Here is a 23,510-nt window from a genome sequence, read left to right as displayed (position 1 = left end):
TGAAATGTTACATAACGTCTTGACGAACGTTGCGTAACATCCCATTTGCTAGCTCCACCGCTGCTCCCTCGGCGGATTTGGAGCTTTCCACGATGTCGATCCGCGTCTTCCTGCTGAGCAGCGCCATGGCGACCGGCCTGTTCACGGCCGGATACGCCTTGGCCCAGGATGCGCCCCAGGCCGACGCCGTAGACGAAGTCATCGTCCTGGCCCGCGACAAGGCGGGTCTGCTGGAGAAGCAGCCCAGCACCACGGTGTTCGGCCTGGAGAAGTCGCTGCTGGAGACGCCGCGCTCGGCCAGCTTCGTCAGCGACACCACCCTGCAGCGGTTCGGCATCGAGACCATCGACGGGCTGACGGCGGTCTCGCCGGGGACCTACACGGCCAGCTTCTATGGCGTCCCGGGCGCGCTCAACATCCGCGGCACCCTGGCCGAGAACTACTTCCGCGGCTTCAAGCGGGTCGAGAACCGCGGCACCTATTCCACCCCGATCGGCGGGGCGGCCCAGATCGAGATCGTGCGCGGTCCGCCGACCCCGATCTATGGCGCGGGCAAGGTCGGGGGCATGCTGAACTTCATCCCGAAGTCCGCGCGCGACGAGGGCCGCTTCCTGACCGATCCCAAGGGCGAGGTCACCGCCACCTTCGGGGCCTACGACAAGAAGAACCTGACCGGCCAGGCCGCCCTGCCAGTCAAGCTGGGTTCGGCCGATGGCGGGATCTACGCCTATAGCGAGCTGGACGACTCCAAGAGCTTCTACCGGGGCCTGCACCCCAAGCGGCAACTGGCCGAGATCTCGGCTGACTTCGACCTGAACAACGGCTGGAGCACGGCCTTCGGCGGCATGGTCTATCACTCGACCGGCGACATCCAGACGCCGGGCTGGGACCGCCTGACCCAGGACCTGATCGACCATCAGACCTACATCACCGGCCGCGACACCACCCTGGTCGACGCCGACGGCAACGGTCGGCTGACCCCGGGCGAGGTGGGCTTCTACCCGTTCGGCAGCGCCCTCTACATCCCGTATTTCGGGGCCCCCGCCACCGACGCCAACCACACGCTGGACACCGGGGTGGGAACGACGAAGCTGGACCCGCGCACGGTCTATGTCAGCGCCGCCGACTTCTCGAAGACCTGGACCAACACCCTCTATTTCGACCTGGCCAAGCGGTTCGACGACGACAGCGTGCTGAAGCTGCAGCTGTTCTACGACGACCAGGAGAACAAGCGCTTCGTCTCGTACGGCTATCCGGCCTGGTTCGACAGTTCGGTCTGGGAGGCGCGGGCCAGCTACGCCTTCAAGCGCGCGTTCGGGGCGGTGAGCACGAACACCATCGTCGGGGCGGGCTATCGGGCGTTCGACGGCCGTCGGCGCGAGAGCTTCAACAGCGGCATGATCGCCATCGATCGTCGCGACATCTCGGTCGGCGCCCAGCCCAACGACATCATCGACAGYCCGTTCAGCACCGAGCCGGCCGGCGTCCAGGGCCTGGAGTGGGAGAACGACAACAGGAGCACCTGGAGCCAGACGGGCCTGTTCTTCACCAGCGACATCAAGTTCGGCCAGCGCCTGACCCTGACCCTGGGCGGCCGCTACGACTGGTACGAGGTCGAGGCCGAGGACACCGGCTTCCTGCCGTTCACCGTCGCCGGCCGCCAGACCGACAACCGGGGGAAGGGGACCTACAGCGCCAGCCTGACCTACCAGACGCCGGTCGGGCTGATGCCCTATATCAGCTACGCCAAGGCCTCGGCCCTGGAGGTCAGCCAGGCGGGCGACATCGCCCCGGGCCTGGTCGCCGACGGCTCGTGGCTGTCGGACAGCGACCTTGCCGAGGCCGGGGTGAAATTCCAGCTGCTGCGCGGAACCCTGGTCGGCTCGCTCGCCGCCTATCGCCAGAACCGCACCCAGCTATCGGGCCTGACGCCGGTGGTGCAGGGCACGCGGGCCAAGGGCGTGGAACTGGAGGTCCGGTGGCTGGCCTCCGAGCATCTGAGCTTCACGGCGACCGGGAACACCCAGCACACCACCGTCAAGGGGCCGGACCAGTCGTTCCAGTACATCCCGGCCTATACGGCGGGCGTGCCCGGCGCGCAGGGCTATGGCGGCAGCTATGTCGTCTGGACCTTCAACACCTTGCCGGGACGGGCGGGCGACTACGACTACACCCTGATCCCCAAGTCGGTGGTCAGCCTGTACGGCGCCTATACCAGCGACGCCCATGACTGGGGTTCGGCGGGCGCCACCCTGGGCGTCACCCATGTGACCAAGACCTCGGGCACGGTGCAGGACGCGGTGACCTATCCCGCCTACGCCGTGGTCAACGCCTCGGCCTATGTGACGCGCGGGCCGTACACCGCAGAGCTCAACGTCGATAACCTGCTCGACAAGCTCTATTTCACCCCGGATGCCGACACCTATGCCAATCTCGGGGCCTTGCCCGGCAAGGGGCGGGAATGGCGCGTGACCCTGAAGCGGACGTTCTGATGACCGACCTGTCGATTTCCCGGACCACGACCGCGTGGCGTCCCTGGCTGCTGGTCGGCGTGTTCAGCCTGCTGCTGTTCCTGATCACGGCGGCGACCTATTCGTCGCTGGGCGTGGTGATCCCGGCCATGGTTCCGGAGCTGGGCTGGAGCTGGGAGCATGCCTTTCTCGGCTTCACGATCCTGGGGGTGTTCACGGGCCTCTCGTCCTGGCTGCCGGCCCTGCTGATCCGCCGGATCGGGGTGCGCGGCGCGATCCTGGTGGGGGTGGCGGTGATGGCCGGCGGCCTGGCCTGCCTGTCGCGGGTCCACGCCCTGCCGATCTATTTCTTCGGGACAGCCCTATGCGGGATCGGCTTCCAGATGGCGGCCCTGATCCCCGGCACCCACGTGCTGTCGGCGATCTTCAAGGAACGGGCCCTGCCGTTCGGGATCTATTTCACCTTCGGCGCGCTGGGCGGGGTGGCGGGACCGTGGATGGTGGTCAGCGTCCTGGGGGCGACCCACAACGACTGGCGGCTTTATTGGGCGCTGCAGGCGGTGGCCGTGGGGCTGGTGGGCCTGATCTGCGCCGTCGCCGTGGGCGGCCCGCGCTGGCTGGAGCAGGCCGGCGCCGCGCTGGACCGGGAGCTGGACGCCGAAGCCAAGGCCGGCAAGACGCCAAGCCACGTCTATCACACCGACCACGAATGGAGCGTCCGCGACGCGGTGCGCACGCCGCAGTTCTACGTGCTGCTGGCCGCCTATTTCAGCCATCTGCTGGCCGGGATCAGCGCCGCCAGCCTGACCCAGGCCCACCTGACCCAGCTGGGCGTCGCGGGCGCGGTGGCGGCGGGCATGCTCAGCCTCGAAGGCGGCATGCAGGTGGTCGCGCGGCTGGGCGGCGGGGCGATCGGCGATCGGATCGATCCGCGCTGGCTGCTGGTGTTCGCCCAGGGCCTGCTGGTGGTCGGGCTGCTGGCCCTGTCGCAAGCCGCGACGCCGTTCCTGCTGACCCTCTACGCGGTCGGGGTGGGCGTCGGTTTCGGCCTGACCGTGCTGGCCGTCAGCCTGCTGCTGCTGAACTACTTCGGACGCCGCAACAATGTCGAGCTGTTCTCGCTGACCTGCCTGATCGGGGCGGTGTCGGCGGCGGGACCGTTCATCGGCGGCGCCATCCGCGACCGCGTCGGTTCGTTCACCCCGGCCTTCCTGCTGTTCGCGGCGCTGACGGCGGTGGTGTTCGTGGCCGCGCTGTTCATGCGGCCGCCGAAGCCGACCGCATGATCGCCGCCCAAAGAAAAAGCCGCCCCGACCGAAGTCGGGGCGGCTCGTTCGTCAGGCAGTTCTAAAAGCTTAGAACGAGGCCTTCAGCGAGGCGGTGAAGGCTTCGCCGAAGATTTCGCCGAACTTGTGTTGGCTGGTGTCCGAGTAGCGGAAGTCAGCCGACAGGTGGTCGGTGATCGCGGCGGTGACGCCGATGTTGTAGGTGGTGTAGCTGCTGCTGATGCCGGCGTAGTAGCCGTCGGCGTCGACTTCCTGACGGCCCAGGGCGCCAGTCAGGGTCAGCTTTTCACCGATCGGAACCGAACCGTTGATTTCGCCGTAGAGGGCTTCGCCGCCTTCGCCCGGGAATTCCGGCGAGTAGTACAGGGCGGCGCCGACGGTGCCCGGGCCGACCGCGGTCGAGGCGGCGGCCTTGACTTCGATGTAGCCGTACTGGCCCGGAGCGCCGTTCTTGTCCTTGTCGTAGCCGTAGTAGATGACGCCGAAGTCCAGCGCGGCGGCGCCGATGGTCGGCTTCACGCCGGCGTAGACGTCGATTTCGGTGTCGGGGTTCGGCGTGCCGAAGTCGACGTTCGAGGCCCACACGCCCGCGTAGCCGATGCCGTAGGTGGCGTCGACGCCGCCGAAGACCTGGCCCTTGCCGTTGGTGTTGCTGACGCCGCGGAAGATGTAGTCGCTGGCGACGCCGACGTTGTACGAGAGCTTCAGCTCTTCAGCCATGGCGGCGCCGCTCATGGCGACCGAGGCGGCGGCGGCGACCAGCGCCAGTTTCAGAAACTTCATGTGTTCTATCCCCTTATTTCGTTTTGCCGACCGAAGGGTTTGGAGCCTTCGCCGTCCAGCGACGCCTGCAAGCGTGTTTGGCCACAACAGGAATAGTTGTCGGCTTAGCCCTAGTTGCAATCGCAGTGGTTAAATCGCCAGCACAAACGGCGCCCTGGGCACAAAGAATGGGCGAAGTGTGACGATTTTGCTTCAGAAGTGACGTTGGGCGCCACAGTGTCGACGGAACGTTTGTTTGGGCTTTACCTGCGGCTTTAGCGCATCGCCAGACTCGCTCCGCCCAAGTGCAGTCCGGCGTCTACCAACAGCGTTTCGCCGGTGACGTGCCTTGATGCGGGCGAGGCCAGGAACACGGCGGATCCGGCGATGTCCTCGGCGGTCGAGGCGACCTTCAGCGGCGTGGCCGCGGCCGCTCCCGTGCGCAAACGATCAACACGTTCGGCGTCCATCGCCTTGCCGAACCAGGGCGTGTCGATGAATCCGGGGCAGACGGCGTTGACCCGGATGCGGGGCGCCAGGGCCCGGGCCAGCGAAAGGGTCATGGTGGTCAAGGCGCCCTTCGAGGCGGCGTAGGGCACGGACGAGCCGTTGCCGACCACCCCGGCGATCGAGGCGGTGTTGACCACGGCCCCCGGCTGGGGCGCGGCCTCCAGCAGGCTGCGGGCGGCGCGGACCATCTGGAACGCGCCGACCACGTTGACAGCGTAGAGCCGCAGGAAGTCCTCGGCGTCGACCGCGTCGAGGTCGGAATGGTCTGGCGCGAACTTGGTGACGCCGGCGTTGTTGAACAGCGCGTCGATCCGGCCCGTGCCGGCCGCCGCCTCGGCGATCCGACGACAGTCGGCGTCCTGGGCCACGTCGCCCTGGACCAGGACGGCCTTGGAGCCCTCGGCCGCGATCAGCCGCGCGGTTTCCTCGGCTTCCTGCGCGCTGCTGGCGAAGTTGACGACCACCAGGCCGGCGCCGCGCCGGGCGGTCTCGACCGCCATGGCCCGGCCCAGGCCCGTGGAGGCGCCGGTGACCACCACCGTGAAGCCGTCGAAATCCCGTCCGCTCATCTGCCGTCTCCCCAGGCCCTTGGGCCTAAACGCTTGTTTGGTGCGACGATAGCGACGCCGCGCGCGCTTGTCTCGCGGCGGTCCGGGGCCTAGATGACCGCCCATGACCGAACTTCATGTCACCCAACTGGGCCAGGTGGTCGAACCCGCCGCCAGTCCCGACCAGGCCGTTCTCGAGCGGGTGCCCAACCCGCAGAGCGACGTGACCTATCTGGCCCGTTTCGTGGCCCCGGAATTCACCTCGCTGTGCCCGGTGACCGGCCAGCCGGACTTCGCGCACCTGGTGATCGACTATGCGCCCGGCGACTGGCTTATCGAGAGCAAGTCGCTGAAGCTCTATCTGACCAGCTTCCGCAACCATGGCTCGTTCCACGAGGACTGCACGGTCAAGATCGGCCGCAAGATCGTCGAGATCGCCCAGCCCCGCTGGCTGCGCATCGGCGGCTACTGGTATCCGCGCGGGGGCATCCCGATCGACGTGTTCTGGCAGACCGGCCCGGCGCCGGAAGGGCTGTGGGTGCCCGGAGGGGCGCGTCCGGCCGGMCGCGCCCCTTTTTTCTTTGCGCCTAGCGCGGCTGTTGCGCCGGCGCGGGCGGCGGGGTCGGAACCGGGGGCGGGCGGCGGCCTGGCGGCTGCACCGGGCGGGCCGGGCCGATCAGCTTGCGGAAGCTGATCCGCACCGTCCGGCCGATCGGGTCGCGATAGTCCGGCTGATAGGCCTGGGGCGTGATGCCGAGGCGGTCGTGCACGTCCTGACGGGTGTCGAACAGGTTCTGGGCCTGCAACTGCACCCGCGAACCGCGCAGCCACGGATGGGCCCGCAGCAGGTCGGGGCGCGACGACAGGTCCGCGAACAGGTTCAGGCTGACCGTCGACAGGTCCCCGAAGAACAGGTCGCTATCGGCGGTCCTGCCGTTCAGGCGATAGCCGCTACGCCAGCTGCCGTTCAGGAACGCGCCCATGCCGCTCTTGGAGAGGCCCGCCTGGAGCTGGACCTCGTGCTCGGGACTGGCGCCCGAACCGCCGTTCAGGCGATCGATGATCGGCAGGCCGTCGCGGATGGTGATCTCGTCCTTCAGTTTCCAGGTGTGGTAGAGCGAGACCTGGAACTGGCCCTGGCCGGGGCGCGGACCACGGAAACCACCGCCGCCGCCACCACCGCCGCCACCGCCTCGGAAGCCGCCTCCGCCTCCTCCGCCTCCGCCGGTCGCGCTGGGACCGCCGGTGTTCTCACCGCCGCCGCTCGGGCCGGGGCCGCCGCCGGGGCCTTCGCCGCCACCGCCGCCACCACTGCCGGAAGGCGGACCGCCGCCGCCGCCCGGGAAGCCGGCCGGCGCGGGACGTGGCTGGCCGAACGGCCGCGACAGGTTGAAGCCCCAGCGGATCTGCTGCTGCTGGGTCTTGGCATAGTTCACCGGCCGCGCGTCGACCGAGAGCAGGTTGCCGTCGACGTCGCGGCGGATGCGGTCGGGGAAGGCTTGTTCGATGTCGGCCGTGATGGCCGGGAAGTTGTTGGTCGAATCGTCGACCCGCGTGGCCGTGTAGTTGGCGTTGATCTGCAGGTTGGTCTTGGCCGTGCGGGGCAGGGGCCGGATGGTGGCGCTCAGCCTCAGCACCTGGCGGCTGTCGGACAGCAGGTTCGGATTGCCGCCTTCGATGCGGGTGGCCAGCACGGTCCGATTGTTCCTGAAGTCGAAGATCGAGACGTTCGGCGTCGAGAGGATCGGATCGTTCAGTTGCGAGGCGCTGGGCGCGCCCTGGTCGTCGCTGTAGCTGACGATGAAGGTGACCGGATCGACCGGCGTCCAGTTGGCGCCGGCCCCCACGGTGGTCAGGCCGCCGAAGTCCGACACCTCCTCGTACTGGCCGTTGAAGTTGACCGACAGGTCGCCCAGGAACGGCAGCACGTCCTTGGAGCGACTGGTCAGCGGGACGCTGATATTGGCCTGCAGGTTGCCGCTGGTGCGGGAGATGTCCCGGTCGACCGCAATGCCCTGGCGGGTGCTGCGGGAATCCTGGTTCTGGGTGTCGGCGCCGGCCTTGAAGGTGGTCGAAACACCGCCGGCCGGGACCTGCATCAGTTTGCCGATCAGCACGACCTCGCCGTTGGCGGTGTTGGAGGTCGAATGGGCGGTGTCGGGCGAGACGCGGCTCATCAGTTCCGACGGGATGTTGCCGAACGGGTTCAGCGCCGGGTTGCCGGCGGCGACGCCTTGGATGAAGGCCGTGGCGTCCAGGCCGCGTCCGGTGGTGGTCTCGCTGGTCGAATAGACGTAGCCGCCGGTGGCGCTCCAGCGCCACTCGTCGATCCGGCCGTTGGCCGCCGCCGACACCGTGGCCTTCTGGGTGTCGGTCTTGCGCAGCATCGACACGTAGTCGTCGGCGAAGCGATAGACCGCGACGTCGGTGGTGAACGGCGAGAACGGATTGCCGGTCGGCACGATCAGGCGCTGATCCGGGCCGCCCACGGCGAGGGGCAGACCTCGGACGCCGGGCAGGCCCAGATAGCTGAGCGAGCTGGTGTCGTCGAAGCCGCCGCTGATCGTGATCATGGACGCCTTGCCCAGCGGCCGGGTCACCGCGCCGGTCAGGCTGGCGGTGGTGTTGTTGGGGGCCAGGCTGCGCCAGGCGGTCAGGTCGTCGCTGGCCGGAACGCCTGCGTTCGCGGCGAAGTCGGCCAGGGTCGGCGCGCCGAGCGCGGCCGAGGCGGGGACGGGGGCGTACCGGACAGGCGACCCGACAATGGCGCTCAGGGCCGGATCGATCTCCCCGCCGTTCACGCCGACGACGTTGCCGGTCAGGTCGTAGGGTTGGCTCAGCTGCGCGCGCGTGATGTCGCGTTCCGTCTCGAACAGCGTCGAGTCATGCGTGACCTTGCCGTTGAACAGCCAGCGCTGGTCGCCCTGCACCCGGAACAGCGTGCTCTGCAGGTCTTCGCTGGTGCGCCCGCCGTTCGTGGCGCCCTTGAGGCCCGCCTCGGTGGTCACGGCGCGGAAGCGGCGGCGCAGGACGATGTTCACCACCCGCTGGTCGGCGCGGTAGCCGTAGGTCAGCGAGACTTCCTCGGGAAGGATGTCCCAGCGCTCGATGGCCTCGGGCGGGATGTCGCGGATTTCCTGCATGCCGGAGGTGCGACGGCCGTTGATCAGGATCACCGGCTGGCCGTCGCCTCGGCTCGAACCCGTGCGAAGCTGGGGCTCCATGAACGCCAGAAGTTCCGTGATGCTGCCGGCGCCGTAGGCGCGGATCTGGGCGGCGTTGAGGCTCAGCTCTGGCTTGACGTCGCCCTCGACGGAGCCGCGCGGCTTGCCGGCCACGACCTCGACCGCGTCGACCTCGGCGGCGTACGGATCGGCCTCGGCGCCGGCAGCCGCCCCGGAGGCCTGCTGCGGCGTCTGCTGGACCTGCGCCGCCGGTTGTTGCTGCGCGGGAGCGGCTTCAGGCGCGCCTTCGAGGGCGGCGGACATGCCGAGAATTAACAGTGAGAGCGTCATAAACCCCGTCGGCCGAAAAGTTTTGGTCGGCGTGTAAGTACGCAGACAACGTCGAGCTTGGCCTTAGGCAACCCAAGGCAAGATGACAAGTTACCGATACTTAAGGTCGAATTGATGCAGGACTGTTACATAAAATGTCGCGCATGATGCACGACGAAGCTTGCGCTCTTTAAGTCCCACGCTTTGGGAGTAGAGACTAGCCAAGTGGCCATTCTATGGCGTTAGCTGTCATTTCGAGCGGGACGAGCCCGAATAAAGGCGCGGGACCGATGCGGAAACGCAACAGGCGGCGCCATGGGTCTCTCAGTCGGCGGACCATTCCGTGGTGATCGCCGCCACGTCGGGCCGCACGCGCTCCTGCGGAGCCTCGGTCGAGGTCCCCAGATAGAGGAAGCCCGCCACGAGTTCGCCGTCGGCCACGCCCAGGACGGCCTTGGCGCGCGAATCGTAGGAATACCAGTCGGTGATCCAGTTGGCGCCCCAGCCCATGGCGGCGGCGGCCAGCAGCATCTGCTGGCAGACGGCCGAGGCGCTCTGGCGCTGCTCCCACTCGGGGATCTCGCCGGGAATGAAGCGCGAGATCACCGCCACGGCGACCGGCGGGCGGGTCAGCTTGCGCAGGGCTGCGTTGGCCTTGACCGGATTGGCCTGGCTGTCGGCCAGGGCGGTGATCTTCTCGGCAAAGGCGTCCTTGGCCGGTCCGCGCAGGATCACGAACCGCCAGGGCGACAGCTTGCCGTGATCGGGCACGCGGGCGGCCAGGCGGAGAAGGTCGGTCAGTTGGGCGTCGTCGGGACCCGGCGCGGTCAGGCTCATGGCGGACGCCGAGCGCCGCTTGGCCAGGAAGTCCAGCACCGCCTGCGACGGCTCGATCGGCAGCACTTCGCCAAATTCGGGGGCAGGGGGAACGGAACCGGTCAAGACGACCTCCAGGAAGCGCGGCCGGAGACCGTGCCGGTCTCCAGATTTTTGTTTGGCGCATTTTCTTCACGCGAACCGGAATCCACTTCGCTCGAAAATGCTAGAGCGAGCACACCTATGGCCGAGCCTCGGTCACCACAAGTCGCGAGTCGTTCGCATGACCGATAAACCTGCCTGGCTCAAAGCGCACGGGACGCCGTGGTCGGTGACCAGCGAAACGATCGTCTACGACAATCCCTGGATCACCCTGACCGAGTATCAGACGATCGCTCCGACGGGCCGGCCGGCCCTCTACGGCAAGGTGGCGTTCAAGAACCGGGCGATCGGGATCGTGCCGCTGCACGCCGACGGTACGGTGACCCTGGTGGGCCAGAACCGCTTCACCCATGCCAACTACAGTTGGGAGATTCCCGAAGGCGGCGCGCCGCTGGACGAGGATCCGCTGGAGGGCGCCAAGCGCGAACTGGCCGAGGAAGTCGGCCTGCTGGCCGGCGACTGGCGACTGATCCTGAAGATGGAGCTGTCCAACTCGATCACCGACGAGTTCTGCCACGGCTATCTGGCCCTGGACCTGACGCCCACGGCGACCGCGCCGGACGAGACCGAGGACCTGGCGATGGTCCGCGTGCCGTTCGGAGAGGCCCTCGACGCAGCGGTTTTGGGCCACATGCCGGACTCTTTGACGGTGGCTTTACTGCTTCGAGTGCACCATATGGCGGTGAAGGGCGAGCTGCCGGTCGACCTGGCGCGACTTGTGCTGGCTTAGGCGCGTTCTTAAATGCCTGAGTGTTTTTTGAAAATGGCGGTTCGGCGGCTTGGCCGTTGAATCCAAAGGACGTCTGGAGCATCTTCAAAAAGGATGCTCTATAGGCGACGTGGGCGAGGGAGATCCCGGTGGCCAAGCATCTTGAGGTCGTGACGCAGGAAACGACGCCCCCCGTGTGGGCCGCGCTGCGCAACCAGGCCGAACACGCCGCCAAGGCCGAGCCGGCCCTGGCCTCGCTGCTCAACGCCGTGATCCTCAGCCACGACAACCTGGCCGACGCCCTGACGTTCCAATTGGCGCGCAAGCTGGGCGACCAGGAGATGCGGGCCATGACCGCCCGCGAGTTCGCCGCCGACGCCTTCGAGAGCGACCCGTCGCTGGTCGCCGCCGCCGAGGCCGACCTGATGGCGGTGTTCGAGCGCGACCCGGCCACGAAGGGCTATGTCCAGCCGTTCCTGTTCTTCAAGGGCTTCCTGGCCCTGCAGACCCACCGCGTGTCGCACTGGCTGTGGGCCCAGGGCCGCGAGACCCTGGCCTTTTACCTGCAGAGCCGGGCCAGCGAGGTCTTCCAGGTCGACATCAATCCGGCCGCCCGCATCGGCAAGGGCGTGTTCATCGACCACGGCACCGGCATCGTCATCGGCGAGACCGCGGTGGTCGGCGACGACGTCTCGATGCTGCACGGCGTGACGCTGGGCGGCACCGGCGCGGACCGGGGCGACCGCCACCCCAAGATCGGCAAGGGCGTGCTGCTGGGTGCGGGCGCCAAGGTGCTGGGCAACATCACGATCGGCGAATACGCCAAGATCGCTTCCGGTTCGGTGGTGCTCAAGCCCGTGCCGCCGCACTGCACGGCCGCCGGCGTGCCGGCCCGGATCGTCAACTGCCCCACCTGCGAAGAGCCGGCCCGGACGATGGACCATACGCTGGCCGACGTGGTCTACGACTACGTGATCTAGAGCGCGCGGGTTACACACCGGCCGCCCCTACCCACCCACCGTCATCCTCGGACTTGTTCCGAGGACCCCTCGTTCAACTGAGCTGTCGGCTCAATGGCGGGCAGGCCCGCCACCCCACGGCCGTCGCGGCGGACCTAGGGATCCTCGGAACAAGTCCGAGGATGACGGGCGTTTGAGGTGTCAAAAAGAAAGGGCCGCTCCCCGAGGAAGCGGCCCTTCTGCCTTCTGGATTATCCGCCGTCCTAGTAGACGACGCCGCCGACGCCGCCGTCGAGGCTGAGGCTCAGGCCCGAGCTGGACTGCTCGCGCACCGTTTCCTCGCGATAGGCGGTGTACTTCTCGGTGGTCAGCATGGTCAGGACCTTCACGCCGGCGCCGTAGCGGCGCAGCAGCGAGCGCTCGTTGCAGTCGCGGGCCGGGCGTTGCGGCCGGCAGGCCACGGTGCCGCCTTGGGCGCCGGGGGCGTAGTAGAGAGCGTCGTTCTTGCCGCAGACATAGGTCTCGCCGGCGAAGTTGTTTTCGCTGGAGCCCTCGTAGGCGCCGATCACGTACTGCATGCGCGAGCCGGCGATGCAGCGGTAGAGCTCGCCGTCGTAACCGTTGTCGATGTCGCGGTCGGGGGTGACCTGCGAGGCGGGGTGGGGCACGTCGCGGTCGTCCAGGCAGACGGCGCGGATGACCACGCGCTTGAACTTGGTGCGGGTGGCTTCGTAGGACGCGCGACGGCGGGCCTCGCTGCCCTCGACGTTCAGGCCCTGGATGTAGCCGGTCGAGACCGGGCCGGAATAGTAGCCGCCATGCGTGCCGCCGCCGTAATAGACGGTCGTGCCGGCCGAGGCGCCGGCGCCGGCCCCCGCGCCGGCCCCCGCGCCGGCCGAGGCCGAGCTGGTGGCCGAGGCGCTGGCGTTGACGACGACCGAGCCGCCGACATGGATGTTGATGCCGGGCACATAGACGTTATGGCCGCCGCCGCAGGTGTTGCAGCTGGGCGGGGTGGGCGGACGCGGCGGGGCCGGGGGCGGCGCGCAGCAGGGCGGCGGCGTGCAACTGCCGCATTGGGCTTGGGCGGCCCCGCCCAGCACCAGCGCGCCCAATCCTCCGAGGAGGCCGGCGGCGAGGCTGATCCACAGCTTGGGCAAGGTCAATTTCGGCGCCCGCATAGGCCTCTTCCCTTCACAACACGTCGGCGTGCCGCTCGGCCAAAAGCCAAGCAAGAACCACGCCATGGTCGCCGTTCGACCGAGAAACTGTCCCAGGACGATACGGTCCGGGGGCTGGCCCGGTTCTCCCTGCAAGCCCGGTGCGGTCGAAAAAGGGACCGCGAGCGAGCCCGCGAGGGGAACGACGATGTTCCATCCAAGCACGGAACGGTTGATAGACTATTGGCGTAGCAAGGCCGTTAACGACGGCGTGCCCGCGCGCGCCAGCGTCAATCCGGGCGAATTCCTGGATCTGCTGCCCCAGGTGTTCATTCTCGGGCGCGACGAGAAGGGTCGCTATCCCGTGCGTCTGGCCGGCGGTTTCGTCACCGACCTGCACGCCCGCGACCTGCGCGGCGAGGACGCCCTGGGCTTCTGGGCGCTGTCGCATCGGCTGGAGGTCAAGTCAGCCCTGGAGGTCGCGCGCCGCCGGGGCGAGCCTGTCGTGATCACCGCCGACATCCGCGCCGTGGGGGCGCCGTCGGTGGGCATGGAGGTGCTGCTGGCGCCGATGGTCGGCGCCGACGGCCAGACCGACCGTTTCCTGGGCCTTTACCAGCCTGTCGCCATGATCCAGCGCCTGATGGGCCGTCCGGCCTCTGAACTGGGCGTGCGCAAGATCCAGAGCCTGGGCCCGGCCAACGAGGAATCGCCGCGCCTGCGGCTGGCGACGCTGCACGGACGGCGCATCGCCTAGAGAGACATTTCGAGCTTTTCCGTGCCGGGGGGACGGAAAGGGCGGCGCGGGGGCTTCGGGGGCGCGCCGCGGATGGGGAGGGGGCGCTGAGGGGCGACCCCTCCCCATTGATCTTCAAGCCTAGCCCGCCGCGTTCAGCGCCTCGATCACCTCGGCCGGCAGGGCCAGCCGGGCCGCGCCCATCAGTTCGTCCAGTTGCTCGACGCTGGTGGCGCTGGCCAGCGGGGCCGTGATCGCCGGATGGGCCATGATCCAGGCCAGGGCGACCTGGGCCGGGCTGGCCGACACCGCCTTGGCGGCCGCGTCCAGGGCGACCAGGATCCGCTTGCCCTTGTCGTTCCAGTAGTCGCGCAGGATGGTCCGCGACCGCGCCTTGCCCTCCAGGTCGGCGTCGGTGCGGTATTTCCCGGTCAGGAAGCCGGCGGCCAGGCCGTAAAAGGGGATGACGCCCAAGCCCTCTCGCGCCGCCAGTTCGGCCAGCGGCCCCTCTACCTCATGGCGGTCATAGAGATTGAATTTCGGCTGGATGGTCTCGTAGCGGGCCAGACCCAGCGTCTCCGACGTCTTGAGCGAAGCCGACAGCCGCTCGGGCGAGAAGTTCGAGGCGCCGATCGCCCGCACCTTGCCCGCCTTCACCAGCCGGTCGAAGGCCTCCAGCGTCTCCTCGATCGGGGTGGCGTCGTCGTCCTGGTGGGCCTGGTAGAGGTCGATGTAGTCGGTCTGCAGCCGCTTCAACGACCCCTCGACCGCCGAGGCGATGTTGGCCGCCGACAGCCCGGGCTGGGCCGGCCACATCGCGACCTTGGTCAGGATCAGCACGTCGTCGCGTTTGCCCCGCGGCTTCAGCCAGCGGCCGATCACGCTTTCGGACTCGCCGCCCACGTGACCGGGGACCCAGGCCGAATAGACGTCGGCGGTGTCGACCGCGTTGAAGCCGCCGTCGACGAAGGCGTCGAGCAGCCGGAACGAGGTCGCTTCGTCCGCGGTCCAACCGAACACATTGCCGCCGAACACCAGCGGCGCGACGGAGAGGCCTGAGCGGCCCAGGGGGCGGTGGTTCATTGGGTTTCCCTGCCGCTAGGCCGCCGCCGCCCGGCCGTCCTCGAACACCGGTACGTCCACGGCCGGCAGAACGGCCTTGCCGCGGATCAGGTCCGAGGCGCGTTCGGCGATCATGATGGTCGGGGCGTTGGTGTTGCCGCCGATCAGGTTGGGCATGACCGAGGCGTCGATCACCCGCAGTCCCGAAATCCCCTGCACCCGCAGCTGGTCGTCGACCACGGCCAGCGGATCGCCCGTCGCGCCCATCCGGCAGGTGCCGACCGGGTGGTAGATGGTCTCGGCCTTGGCCCGCACCCAGGCGTCGATGTCGGCGTCGCTCTTGATGTCGGCGCCGGGCGCGTATTCGGCCTCGCGATAGGGATCGAAGGCGGCCTGGGCCACCACCTCGCGGGCGATCTTCACGCCCTCGCGGATGGCGCGGCGGTCTTCCTCGGTCGCCAGGTAGTTGCCCAGGATGGTGGGATCGTCGAACGGATCGGCCGAGCGCAGGCCGACCTTGCCGCGGCTCTCGGGACGCAGCTGGCAGACGTGCAGGGTGAAGCCGTCCTTCTCGACCTGGGTCTTGCCGTGGTCCTGCATGATCGCCAGCACGCCGTGGATCTGCAGGTCGGGACGGTCGAGGTCGGGACGCGACTTCAGGAATGCGCCGCTCTCCAGGAACTGCTGCCGGCCCAGGCCCTTGCCCATCAGCATGTAGGACAGGCCCGTGCCCAGCTTCTTCAGGCCCTTGTTGGCCGAATAGGCGGTGACCAGGTTCTTGGTCGTCCACGACAGGCAGACGTCCAGGTGGTCCTGCAGGTTGGCGCCGACGCCCTTGGCCGCGTGGGTCACCGCGATGCCCTGGGCCTTCAGGTCGTCCGGATCGCCGATGCCCGACAGCTGCAGGATGTGCGGCGACTGCACGGCGCCGGCGCTGAGCAGCACCTCGGCGTCGGCATGGGCGACGACGCGTTCCGGGCTGGTCCCGACCACGTACTCGACGCCGATCGCCTTGCCGTTCTCGATCAGGATGCGGGTGGTGCGGGCCTCGGTCACGCAGGTCAGGTTCGGCCGGGTCAGGGCCGCCGTCAGATAGGCCGCCGCCGCGCTCCAGCGCTTGCCGTCGCGGATCGTCAGGTCGTAGGGGCCGAAGCCCTCCTGCCGGTAGCCGTTGAAGTCCTTGGTCGTCGCATGGCCCGCCTGACGGCCGGCCTCGATCAGGGTCGGATAGAATGGGCTCTTGGATTCGCCGTGCGACACGTGCAGCGGTCCCGAGCCGCCGTGATAGGCGTCGCCGCCGCCATGGTGGCTTTCCGAGCGCTTGAAGTAGGGCAGGACCTCGGCATAGGACCAGCCCGACAGCCCCATCTGCCGCCACTGGTCGTAGTCGCGCGCATGGCCCCGGATGTAGATCATGCCGTTGATGGCCGAGCTTCCGCCCAGGCCCTTGCCGCGCGGCCACCACAGCTTGCGATCGTTGAGATGCGGCTCGGCCTCGGTCCAGAAGCCCCAGTTCTGGTCGCCCTTGGCCTTGATCAGCTCGCCCACGCCGGCGGGCATCCGCACCAGGATCGAGGTGTTCTTGCCGCCGGCCTCCAGCAGCAGGACCTTGACGTCCGGATCCTCGGTCAGCCGGGCCGCCAGGACGCAGCCGGCCGAGCCGGCGCCGATGATGACGTAGTCGTAGCGCGTGCTGGCCATGGCCCGACGTCGCCTCCCTGGAATGTTATCGTTGTTAAGACAGAGAGTGACGCGGGTTTGGACGGGCGGCAAGAGGCCGTTACGTCAGCCTGCCGAGCCGGCGTTGAACACCGCCAGCTGAGCGTCGAACGCGCGCTTGAAGGCGGGGCGCGCTTCGGCGCGGGCGACGTAGGCGGCCAGGTTCGGATAGTCCTGGACCAAGCCCGACGACCCCAGTCTGCGCAGCACGGTCACCATCGCGATGTCGCCCGCGCTGAACACGCCGTCGAGCCATTCGGCGTCGCCGAGCCGGTTGGAAAGGTCGCCCAGCCGGACGCGGACCTGTTGCTCGAGGCCGGACAGACGGTCCTCGAACCAGGGCTTGTCGCGTTCGAACAGCGTGGCCATGCCGTGCTCGACGATCGGCGGCTGCATCGTGACGAGCGCGGCGAACATCCAGGCGATCGCGCGCCCCCGGGCGTTGGCGTCGTCCGGCAACAGGCCCGGATGGCGCTCGGCGATGTGCAGCACGATGGCGCCCGACTCGAACAGCGTCAGCTCGCCGTCCTCATAGGTGGGGATCTGGCCGAAGGGCTGGATCGCGCGATGCGCGGGCTCCTTCATTTCCGTGAAGGTGACGAGCCGCACGTCATAGGGTTGGCCGACTTCCTCGAGCGCCCAGCGAACCGACATGTCGCGCGCCAGGCCACGGCCGCGATCGGGCGAAGTCTTGAAGGCGGTGATGGTGGGGCTCATCGTCTTTCTCCGAGGTCCAGGTATCTAGATGACGAACGACCGGACGGCTTCGCGACATGCGCGCCGAGTTTTTATCGCGGATCGCGGCGTCGCGCCGAGAATGCAAGTCTCTGGATCGTTATGGCTCCGCTTGCGTTGAAGGCGTCTGGCCGCTCTGGCCGCATCCCCTTCCAACGGAGTTTTCGACCATGAGCCAGCTGCGCCCCCTTTGCCTTGCCTTGACGCTCATGATCGCGGTGGCGGGATTGAGCGCTTGCGACAAGGAGGCCGGGCGCAAGCAGGAGACCGTGGGAAAGGTCGAGTCCGGAGTCGGCAAGGTCATCGGCGACAAGGACCTGAAGAAGCAGGGCAAGGAAGACAAGGTCGTCGGCGGCGTCAAGCAAGGCGACCTGAAGGGCGCGGTCAAGGACGCCAAGGACTAACTGGCCCGCGTCCGCGTCGTCTCTCCACGGTCCATCCCCAACGCTCGCGAAACCGCGGCCAGCAGGTCTTCCCGGCGGATCGGCTTGGCGACGTGGTCGTCCATGCCGGCCTGGCGGCAGCGGGCGATCTGTTCGGGCAGAACGTCGGCGCTGAGGGCGATGATCGGCACCGAGCCTTGCGGACCGGGCAGGGCGCGGATGGCGCGGGCGGCGGCCAGGCCGTCCATGCCGGGCATGTGGACGTCCATCAGGATCAGGTCGAAGTCGTCCAGGCGCGCGGCCGCCAGGGCCTGGGCGCCGTCGTCGGCCGTGGTGACCTCGCAGCCGGCCAGGGTCAGCAGGGCGTGGCCCAGTTCGCGGTTCATCGGATGATCGTCGACAAGCAGCACGCGGGCGGGGCGGGTCGCCTCCAGCTCGACCGGCGCGGGCGTCGCGGGCTCCGGCCGGGCGACGACCTCGGCGGACAACGCCACCCAGAACCGCGAGCCCTCGCCGAGCGTGCTGGCGACGCCGATCTGCCCGCCCATCTGGCTGACGAGGGATTTGCTGATCGCCAAGCCCAGCCCCGCGCCGCCATATCCGCGGCTGATCGAGCTGTCGGCCTGGCTGAAGCGCTGGAACAGGCGGGCCTGGACGTCGGGCGCGATGCCGATGCCGGTGTCGCTGATCTCGAAGCGCAGGTCGCCGGGACCCGGGCCGATCGTCAGCCGCGCGGCGACCTCGCCCTGGGCGGTGAACTTCAGCGCGTTGGCCAGCAGGTTCAGCAGCACCTGGCGCAGGCGGGTCTCGTCCAGGGCCAGCAGGGCGGCCTCGTCGCCCTCACCGGTCGTCTCGACGGTCACCGCGAGCGGCAGGTCCTTGGCCTGGGCGGCCGGGGTGACGATGGCGACGGCGTCGGCCAGCAAGTCGGCGGGCGAGACGGGGGCCAGGGCCAGGTCCAGGCGGCCCGCCTCGACCTTGGCGAAGTCCAGCAGGTCGTTGACGATCTCGGCCAGGGAGCGGCCGGCGCTGCCGACCAGGTCCAGGCGACGACGGCTCTCGGGCGAGAGGTCGGGGTCGTCCCTGACCAGGGCCGCGAAGCCGATGATGCTGTTGAGCGGGGTGCGGATCTCGTGACTGATCGTGGCCAGGAAGTCCGACTTGGCCTGGTTGGCGGCCTGGGCCTTGGCCTGGGCGGCCCGCGCCGCGGCCTGGCGGCGGACCAGCAGGGCCTGCAGGCGCGACTGGCGGCTCAGCGCCAGGGCGGCGGCCAGGCAGACGGCATAGAGCACCAGGTGGAAGATCTGGGCCTCGCGCAGCGGCGGCACGGCGGCGACGGGGTTCAGACCGGTCTTGTGCAGGATCGCCGGGATGGTCGCCGCCAGCGAGCCGGTCACCAGCACCGCCGCCGCGCGCGGTCCGCCGCGGAACACCGCCAGCAGGGCGGGCGCGAACAACAGCACCTGCAGCGAGGCGTCGGCGGTGAACACGGTCACGGCGGTGGCCAGCACCAGCGCCAGGACCAGCACGGACTCCAGCGTGCTGATGCGGAAGCTCTCGCGGTGACGGCGGTCGAACAGGATCAGCAGGGTCGGCAGGGCGATGGCCACGCCCAGCACGTTGGAGGTCGTCCATTCGCTCCAGGCGCGCAGGAACGGGCCGCCGAAGCTCATCGACAGCAGGCCGTTGACGACGATCGCGCTCGCGGCGGTCAGCGCGGTCGCGGCGGCCATCAGGGCCAGGAAGCCGCGCATCGAGCGCACGCGGATCGGCAGATGCATCAGCCGCAGCACGGCCGCCGTCGCCGTCGTCTGCAGGACGTCCAGCACGGTGACGGTCAGCACGAACCGGGGCGAGTCGCCGACCGACAGCTCCATCAGCACATGGACCACGGCGGTCAGGCCCAGAAGGGCCAGGCCTTGCCGGCGGTTGAGCAGCAATAGGCCGCCGATCAGCACGGCGTTGGCGGTCCAGATCGTCGGGATGCGCTGGGCGGCGCCGGCCAGGAACAGGCTGTAGGCCATGCACCCGGCGTAGGCGAGCGTCAGCACCGCCAGGCGTTGCTGCGCCGGATTCCAAACTCGTCTCGGGTTCGCCGCGATACGCATTTCCCAGGCCATGGCCTTAAGGATGAACGCAAACCGTCGGTATTTTATTAAGTCGGGCTGCCGACGTATCGGAGGCTGGGGCGTAACGGGCGCCGAGGCCGGCATCCGCTTTCGGCTGTCACCTCCTAGTCGATCCGCGTCAATTCAGCCCGGTATCGCTTCCAGTTCTCGACATAGTGCAGGGCAGAGGCCTGCAGGATCAGGGCGTGGCCTTCGCTGATTTCGCGCACGACCTTGCCGGGCGCGCCCATGACCATCGAATTGTYGGGGATTTCCTTGCCCTCGGTGATCAGGGCGCCGGCGCCGATCAGGCAGTTCTTCCCGATCCTGGCCCCGTTCAGGATGATCGAGCCGATGCCGATCAGCGAGCCGTCGCCGATCGTGCAGCCGTGAAGCATCACCATGTGGCCGATTGTCACGTTCGCCCCGATGGTCAGCGGGCTGCCGACGTCGGTGTGCAGTACTGAGCCGTCCTGGACGTTGCTGTTCTCGCCGATCTCGATCGGATCGTTGTCGCCGCGAACTATTGCACCCCACCAAATGCTCGAGTTCTTCCGCATGATGACGTTTCCCATCACCGAGGCACTGGGCGCGATCCAATATTCGCCATCCGCGGGAAGCGAGGGATCTGTGGCGCCCAAGGAATAGACAGTCATCCGTACACCTCGTGTTCTAAAATCGGGCAAAGCCTTAACGGCTCATAAACCATGCTCGCCCCATTGTGTTTGTGCGATTCGAGGGGGAACACTCCCATATCGGGAGACATTCTTCTCGTATCCGAGCCGTGCTCGATCATCGATCACGGCCTCCCGACGACGGAGACCTTGGGTGTCGGTTTTGGGGTTTGGGCGTACGCTACCGCCTTCGGGGGCAAGCTCCGAACCGCCCGGCCGCGCTCGCGTCTCTGTTTTTCTCCTCCCCACCTGCTCCAAGGACGTCGCCATTCGGCCACGTCCTTTTTTCATGCCTGAATGGAGGCTTACATGACCAAGCGAGCTCTCAAGCGGATGGTGCGCGAAGGCGCGAACGACGCTGGCCGTTACGACGACGACGCCAAGGTGCGCCGCCTGCCGGTGGAGCATCGCCAAGCTTGGTCGCCCTTGGGCAATCCGGGGCATGAGGACCGGGACCAGAGTTACCTCAAAACGATCAAACCCAAATCGCCAGGCCAGGCCAGCCTGATGGAGGCGATCGACGACAAGAACCTGATCATGGCGCTGGGTCCGGCGGGCACCGGCAAGACCTACATCGCGATCGCCAAGGCCGTCGAAGCTCTGGAGGCCGGCAAGGTCGGCCGCATCGTGTTGTCGCGTCCCGCCGTCGAGGCCGGCGAGTCGCTGGGCTACCTGCCGGGCGACATGGAAGAGAAGCTGGCCCCCTATCTGCGCCCGCTCTACGACGCCATGAGCGACCGTCTGTCGGTCAAGCGGATGCGCGCCCTGATGGCCGAGGGGGCGATCGAGATCGCGCCGGTCGGCTTCATGCGCGGCCGCACGCTCAACAACGCCTTCGTGGTGATCGACGAGGCCCAGAACTGCACCTACATGCAGCTGAAGATGCTGCTGACCCGCCTGGGCTGGAACTCGACCATGGTGGTCACGGGCGACCCGAACCAATCGGACCTGCTGCCGGGCATCTCGGGCCTGGGCGACGTGGCCGAGAAGTTCGAGGCGCTCGAGAACATCGCGGTGGTCCGTCTGGCCGACCGCGACATCGTCCGCCACCCGCTGGTCGCCGAAATGCTGGGCGTTCTCTGAAGCCTTCCTGAAAAGGCGCTCTGAAGGGTAGCGCCGACCCGCAAAACGCGAAAATGCGGAACAACACTTGAGTTTGGGGCGGTCGGACGTGCAAGGTCCGACCGCCTTAACTGTTTTGGGACCCTTCATGTCGTCCGACGCCGCCGCGACTCCTCGTTCGGAGTTCACTATCCGAGGGGTCCTTCTCGGGATCGCCATCACCGTCATCTTCACGATGGCCCAGGTCTATCTGGGTCTTAAGGTCGGTCTGACCTTCGCCACTTCGATCCCGGCCGCCGTCATCTCGATGGCCCTGCTGCGGCTGTTCCGCACCGGCACGATCCAGGAAAACAACATTGTCCAGACCATCGCCTCGGCGGCGGGGACGCTGTCGTCGGTGATCTTCGTCCTGCCGGGCCTGCTGATGATCGGCTGGTGGAGCAAGGTGCCGTTCCTGGCCACCTTCGGCGCCTGTCTCGTCGGCGGGATCCTGGGCGTGATGTACACCATCCCCCTGCGCCGGGCCCTGGTGACCAATTCCGACCTGCCCTATCCGGAGGGCGTCGCCGCCGCCGAGGTGCTGAAGGTCGGCACCGGGTCGCGGGCCGGCGCCGCCGAGGGCGTCTTCGGTCTCGTCGCCGTGGTGCTGGGCACCGTCGCCTCGGCTCTGTTCGCCGCCCTGGCCGCCGCCAAGATCTTCGCCGCCGAAGTGGCGGGCTACTTCAAGGCCGGGGCCGGCGCGACCGGCCTGGGCGCCTCCAGCTCGCTGGCCCTGATGGGCGCGGGCCACCTGATGGGCATCACCGTCGGCGTCGCCATGTTCGCCGGCCTGGCCATCGCCTGGGGCGTTTTGGTCCCCGTCATGACCAGCCTGCATCCGATGCCCGGCGCCGACGTCGCCAAGCACGCCCTGACCGTCTGGAAGACCGAGGTGCGGTTCATGGGCGCCGGCGTTATCGGCGCCGCCGCCATCTGGACCCTGGGCAAGCTGGCCCTGCCGATCTGGGCCGGCCTGATGTCGGCCTTCGAGGCCAACAAGGCCCGCAAGGTCGGCGGCGCGGTGATCCCGCGCACCGAACAGGACATCCCGATCGGCATCGTCGGCCTGGTGTCGCTGCTGCTGCTGGCCCCGGCCGGCTGGTTCCTGGCCCACTTCCTGACCGGCGGCCCGATCGCCAGCCTGGCCGCGCCGCTGGTGGCCATCGGCATCGGCTACGTGCTGATCGCCGGCCTGCTGGCCGCCGCCGTCTGCGGCTACATGGCCGGCCTGATCGGCTCGTCCAACAGCCCGGTCTCGGGCATCGCCATCCTGACCGTGCTGGGCGCCTCGCTGATGGTCGGCGTCGTCGGCCGCGGCGTGATCGGCCCCGACATCGCCAAGGCCCTGGTCGCCTACGCCCTCTATGTCACCACCATGGTTCTGGCCGTGGCCGTGGTCGCCAACGACAACCTGCAGGACCTGAAGACCGGCCAACTGGTCGACGCCACGCCGTGGAAGCAGCAGGTGGCCCTGGTCATCGGCGTCACCGCCGGCGCGATCGTGATCCCCTTCGTGCTGGAGCTGCTGAACCAGTCGAACGGCTTCTCGGGCGCGGCCAACCTCAACACCGTCGCCGGCGCCACGCCGCTGGACGCCCCGCAGGCGACCCTGATCTCGACCCTGGCCAAGGGCGTGATCGCCCACGACCTGAACTGGACCCTGCTGGGCTACGGCGCCCTGATCGGCCTGGGCCTGGTGCTGGTCGACATCATCCTGCGCAAATCCAGCAACGGCCGGTTCAGCCTGCCGCCGCTGGGCGTGGGCCTGGCCATCTACCTGCCCAGCGCGGTGACCGCGCCGGTCGTGGTCGGGGCCCTGGCCGGCTGGATCTACGAGAAGGTCGTCGCCAAGGACCGCATGGCCGAGCCGGCCAAGCGCCTGGGCGTGCTGGTCGCCTCGGGCTTCATCGTCGGCGAGAGCCTGTTCAACGTGGCCCTGGCCGTGCTGATTGTCGCCACCCAGAAGGCCTCGCCCCTGGAAGTTCCCTTCGCGCCGTCCGAGCACGTGGGCATGATCTTCGCCCTGATCGCCGCGGCGGTCGTGGTCGTGGGGCTGTACGGCTGGGCGAGGCGCTCGGCGAACAAGATCCAGGCCTAGGTACGGGTCTGAGCGTT

At 68.3% G+C, this 23,510-nt stretch carries 18 protein-coding genes and 1 pseudogene; 9 read left to right on the top strand and 10 right to left on the bottom strand.

Annotated elements, in window-relative coordinates; all coding sequences use genetic code 11:
- Positions 1 to 92: 92 nt before the first annotated feature.
- Together AC1DYP_RS20800 and AC1DYP_RS20795 are read left to right on the top strand one after the other, a co-directional pair.
- Entirely contained in the window at positions 93 to 2,492 is a 2,400-nt protein-coding gene (locus AC1DYP_RS20800) for a TonB-dependent siderophore receptor (RefSeq protein WP_477047938.1), read from the top strand.
- Positions 2,492 to 3,757 (top strand): MFS transporter, encoded by a 1,266-nt coding sequence (locus AC1DYP_RS20795; protein ID WP_477047937.1) that lies wholly within the window; start codon positions 2,492 to 2,494, stop codon positions 3,755 to 3,757. Before AC1DYP_RS20800 ends, AC1DYP_RS20795 begins: the two co-directional genes overlap by 1 nt.
- A 69-nt stretch (positions 3,758 to 3,826) precedes the next feature.
- Here the strand turns inward: AC1DYP_RS20795 and AC1DYP_RS20790 are convergent, their stop codons facing one another.
- Both AC1DYP_RS20790 and AC1DYP_RS20785 read right to left on the bottom strand, forming a co-directional pair.
- Complete coding sequence (locus AC1DYP_RS20790; protein ID WP_477047936.1) at positions 3,827 to 4,540, bottom strand: TorF family putative porin; 714 nt, start codon at positions 4,538 to 4,540, stop codon at positions 3,827 to 3,829.
- A 254-nt stretch (positions 4,541 to 4,794) separates the two neighbouring features.
- Positions 4,795 to 5,598 carry an SDR family NAD(P)-dependent oxidoreductase gene (locus AC1DYP_RS20785; RefSeq protein WP_477031917.1) on the bottom strand — a complete coding sequence of 268 codons (804 nt, stop codon included), beginning with the start codon at positions 5,596 to 5,598 and terminating at the stop codon, positions 4,795 to 4,797.
- A 103-nt stretch (positions 5,599 to 5,701) separates the two neighbouring features.
- Here AC1DYP_RS20785 and queF point away from each other — a divergent pair.
- Positions 5,702 to 6,121, top strand: a pseudogene (queF, locus tag AC1DYP_RS20780) (preQ(1) synthase); the annotation flags it as partial.
- 43 nt (positions 6,122 to 6,164) lie between these two features.
- On the opposite strand, the gene AC1DYP_RS20775 reads toward queF, so the two are convergent.
- Positions 6,165 to 9,065 carry a TonB-dependent receptor gene (locus AC1DYP_RS20775; RefSeq protein ID WP_477047935.1) on the bottom strand — a complete coding sequence of 967 codons (2,901 nt, stop codon included), beginning with the start codon at positions 9,063 to 9,065 and terminating at the stop codon, positions 6,165 to 6,167.
- Positions 9,066 to 9,395: 330 nt separating this feature from the next.
- Complete coding sequence (locus AC1DYP_RS20770) at positions 9,396 to 10,013, bottom strand: nitroreductase family protein (RefSeq protein ID WP_477047934.1); 618 nt, start codon at positions 10,011 to 10,013, stop codon at positions 9,396 to 9,398.
- A 157-nt stretch (positions 10,014 to 10,170) separates the two neighbouring features.
- On the opposite strand from AC1DYP_RS20770, the gene AC1DYP_RS20765 reads away from it, so the two are divergent.
- Positions 10,171 to 10,779, top strand: coding sequence for an NUDIX domain-containing protein (locus tag AC1DYP_RS20765; protein ID WP_477047933.1), 609 nt, complete (start codon positions 10,171 to 10,173; stop codon positions 10,777 to 10,779).
- 128 nt (positions 10,780 to 10,907) lie between these two features.
- A complete protein-coding gene (gene cysE / locus AC1DYP_RS20760; protein ID WP_477031922.1) occupies positions 10,908 to 11,738 on the top strand; it encodes a serine O-acetyltransferase in 831 nt (276 codons plus the stop codon).
- 242 nt (positions 11,739 to 11,980) lie between these two features.
- Here cysE and AC1DYP_RS20755 read toward each other — a convergent pair whose 3' ends face one another.
- The gene (locus AC1DYP_RS20755) at positions 11,981 to 12,898 is read right to left on the bottom strand and encodes a hypothetical protein (RefSeq protein WP_477047932.1); all 918 of its coding nucleotides are present in this window, start codon (positions 12,896 to 12,898) and stop codon (positions 11,981 to 11,983) included.
- A gap of 187 nt (positions 12,899 to 13,085) precedes the next feature.
- On the opposite strand from AC1DYP_RS20755, the gene AC1DYP_RS20750 reads away from it, so the two are divergent.
- Positions 13,086 to 13,634, top strand: a complete 549-nt coding sequence (locus AC1DYP_RS20750) for a PAS domain-containing protein (RefSeq protein ID WP_477031924.1) — start codon at positions 13,086 to 13,088, stop codon at positions 13,632 to 13,634.
- Positions 13,635 to 13,754: 120 nt separating this feature from the next.
- On the opposite strand, the gene AC1DYP_RS20745 is transcribed toward AC1DYP_RS20750, so the two are convergent.
- From AC1DYP_RS20745 to AC1DYP_RS20735, 3 genes are all read right to left on the bottom strand, one after another.
- Positions 13,755 to 14,696 (bottom strand): aldo/keto reductase, encoded by a 942-nt coding sequence (locus AC1DYP_RS20745; protein WP_477047931.1) that lies wholly within the window; start codon positions 14,694 to 14,696, stop codon positions 13,755 to 13,757.
- 15 nt (positions 14,697 to 14,711) lie between these two features.
- Positions 14,712 to 16,376: a choline dehydrogenase gene (locus tag AC1DYP_RS20740; RefSeq protein ID WP_477047930.1), complete on the bottom strand. Its 1,665-nt coding sequence runs from the start codon at positions 16,374 to 16,376 to the stop codon at positions 14,712 to 14,714.
- 84 nt (positions 16,377 to 16,460) lie between these two features.
- Positions 16,461 to 17,111 (bottom strand): glutathione S-transferase family protein, encoded by a 651-nt coding sequence (locus AC1DYP_RS20735; RefSeq protein WP_477047929.1) that lies wholly within the window; start codon positions 17,109 to 17,111, stop codon positions 16,461 to 16,463.
- Between the two features lie 188 nt (positions 17,112 to 17,299).
- Between AC1DYP_RS20735 and AC1DYP_RS20730 the strand changes: the two genes are divergently transcribed.
- Positions 17,300 to 17,533 (top strand): CsbD family protein, encoded by a 234-nt coding sequence (locus AC1DYP_RS20730; protein WP_477047928.1) that lies wholly within the window; start codon positions 17,300 to 17,302, stop codon positions 17,531 to 17,533.
- Here the strand turns inward: AC1DYP_RS20730 and AC1DYP_RS20725 are convergent.
- Together AC1DYP_RS20725 and AC1DYP_RS20720 are read right to left on the bottom strand one after the other, a co-directional pair.
- The gene (locus AC1DYP_RS20725; RefSeq protein ID WP_477047927.1) at positions 17,530 to 19,620 is read right to left on the bottom strand and encodes an ATP-binding protein; all 2,091 of its coding nucleotides are present in this window, start codon (positions 19,618 to 19,620) and stop codon (positions 17,530 to 17,532) included. The two genes, AC1DYP_RS20730 and AC1DYP_RS20725, sit on opposite strands and share 4 nt — an antisense overlap.
- Positions 19,621 to 19,745: 125 nt before the next feature.
- On the bottom strand, positions 19,746 to 20,276 hold the full coding sequence (locus tag AC1DYP_RS20720; RefSeq protein WP_477047926.1) for a gamma carbonic anhydrase family protein: 531 nt from the start codon (positions 20,274 to 20,276) through the stop codon (positions 19,746 to 19,748).
- Positions 20,277 to 20,591: 315 nt separating this feature from the next.
- On the opposite strand from AC1DYP_RS20720, the gene AC1DYP_RS20715 reads away from it, so the two are divergent.
- Both AC1DYP_RS20715 and AC1DYP_RS20710 read left to right on the top strand, forming a co-directional pair.
- The gene (locus AC1DYP_RS20715; protein WP_477036193.1) at positions 20,592 to 21,377 is read left to right on the top strand and encodes a PhoH family protein; all 786 of its coding nucleotides are present in this window, start codon (positions 20,592 to 20,594) and stop codon (positions 21,375 to 21,377) included.
- 127 nt (positions 21,378 to 21,504) lie between these two features.
- Positions 21,505 to 23,493, top strand: coding sequence for an OPT family oligopeptide transporter (locus AC1DYP_RS20710; RefSeq protein WP_477047925.1), 1,989 nt, complete (start codon positions 21,505 to 21,507; stop codon positions 23,491 to 23,493).
- The last annotated feature ends 17 nt before the right edge of the window (positions 23,494 to 23,510 follow it).

The sequence above is a fragment of the Caulobacter sp. P1_D6 genome (genome assembly GCF_056406095.1).
Note: the sequence above shows the minus strand (reverse complement) of the source record. Positions and strands in the feature narration are given on the sequence as shown.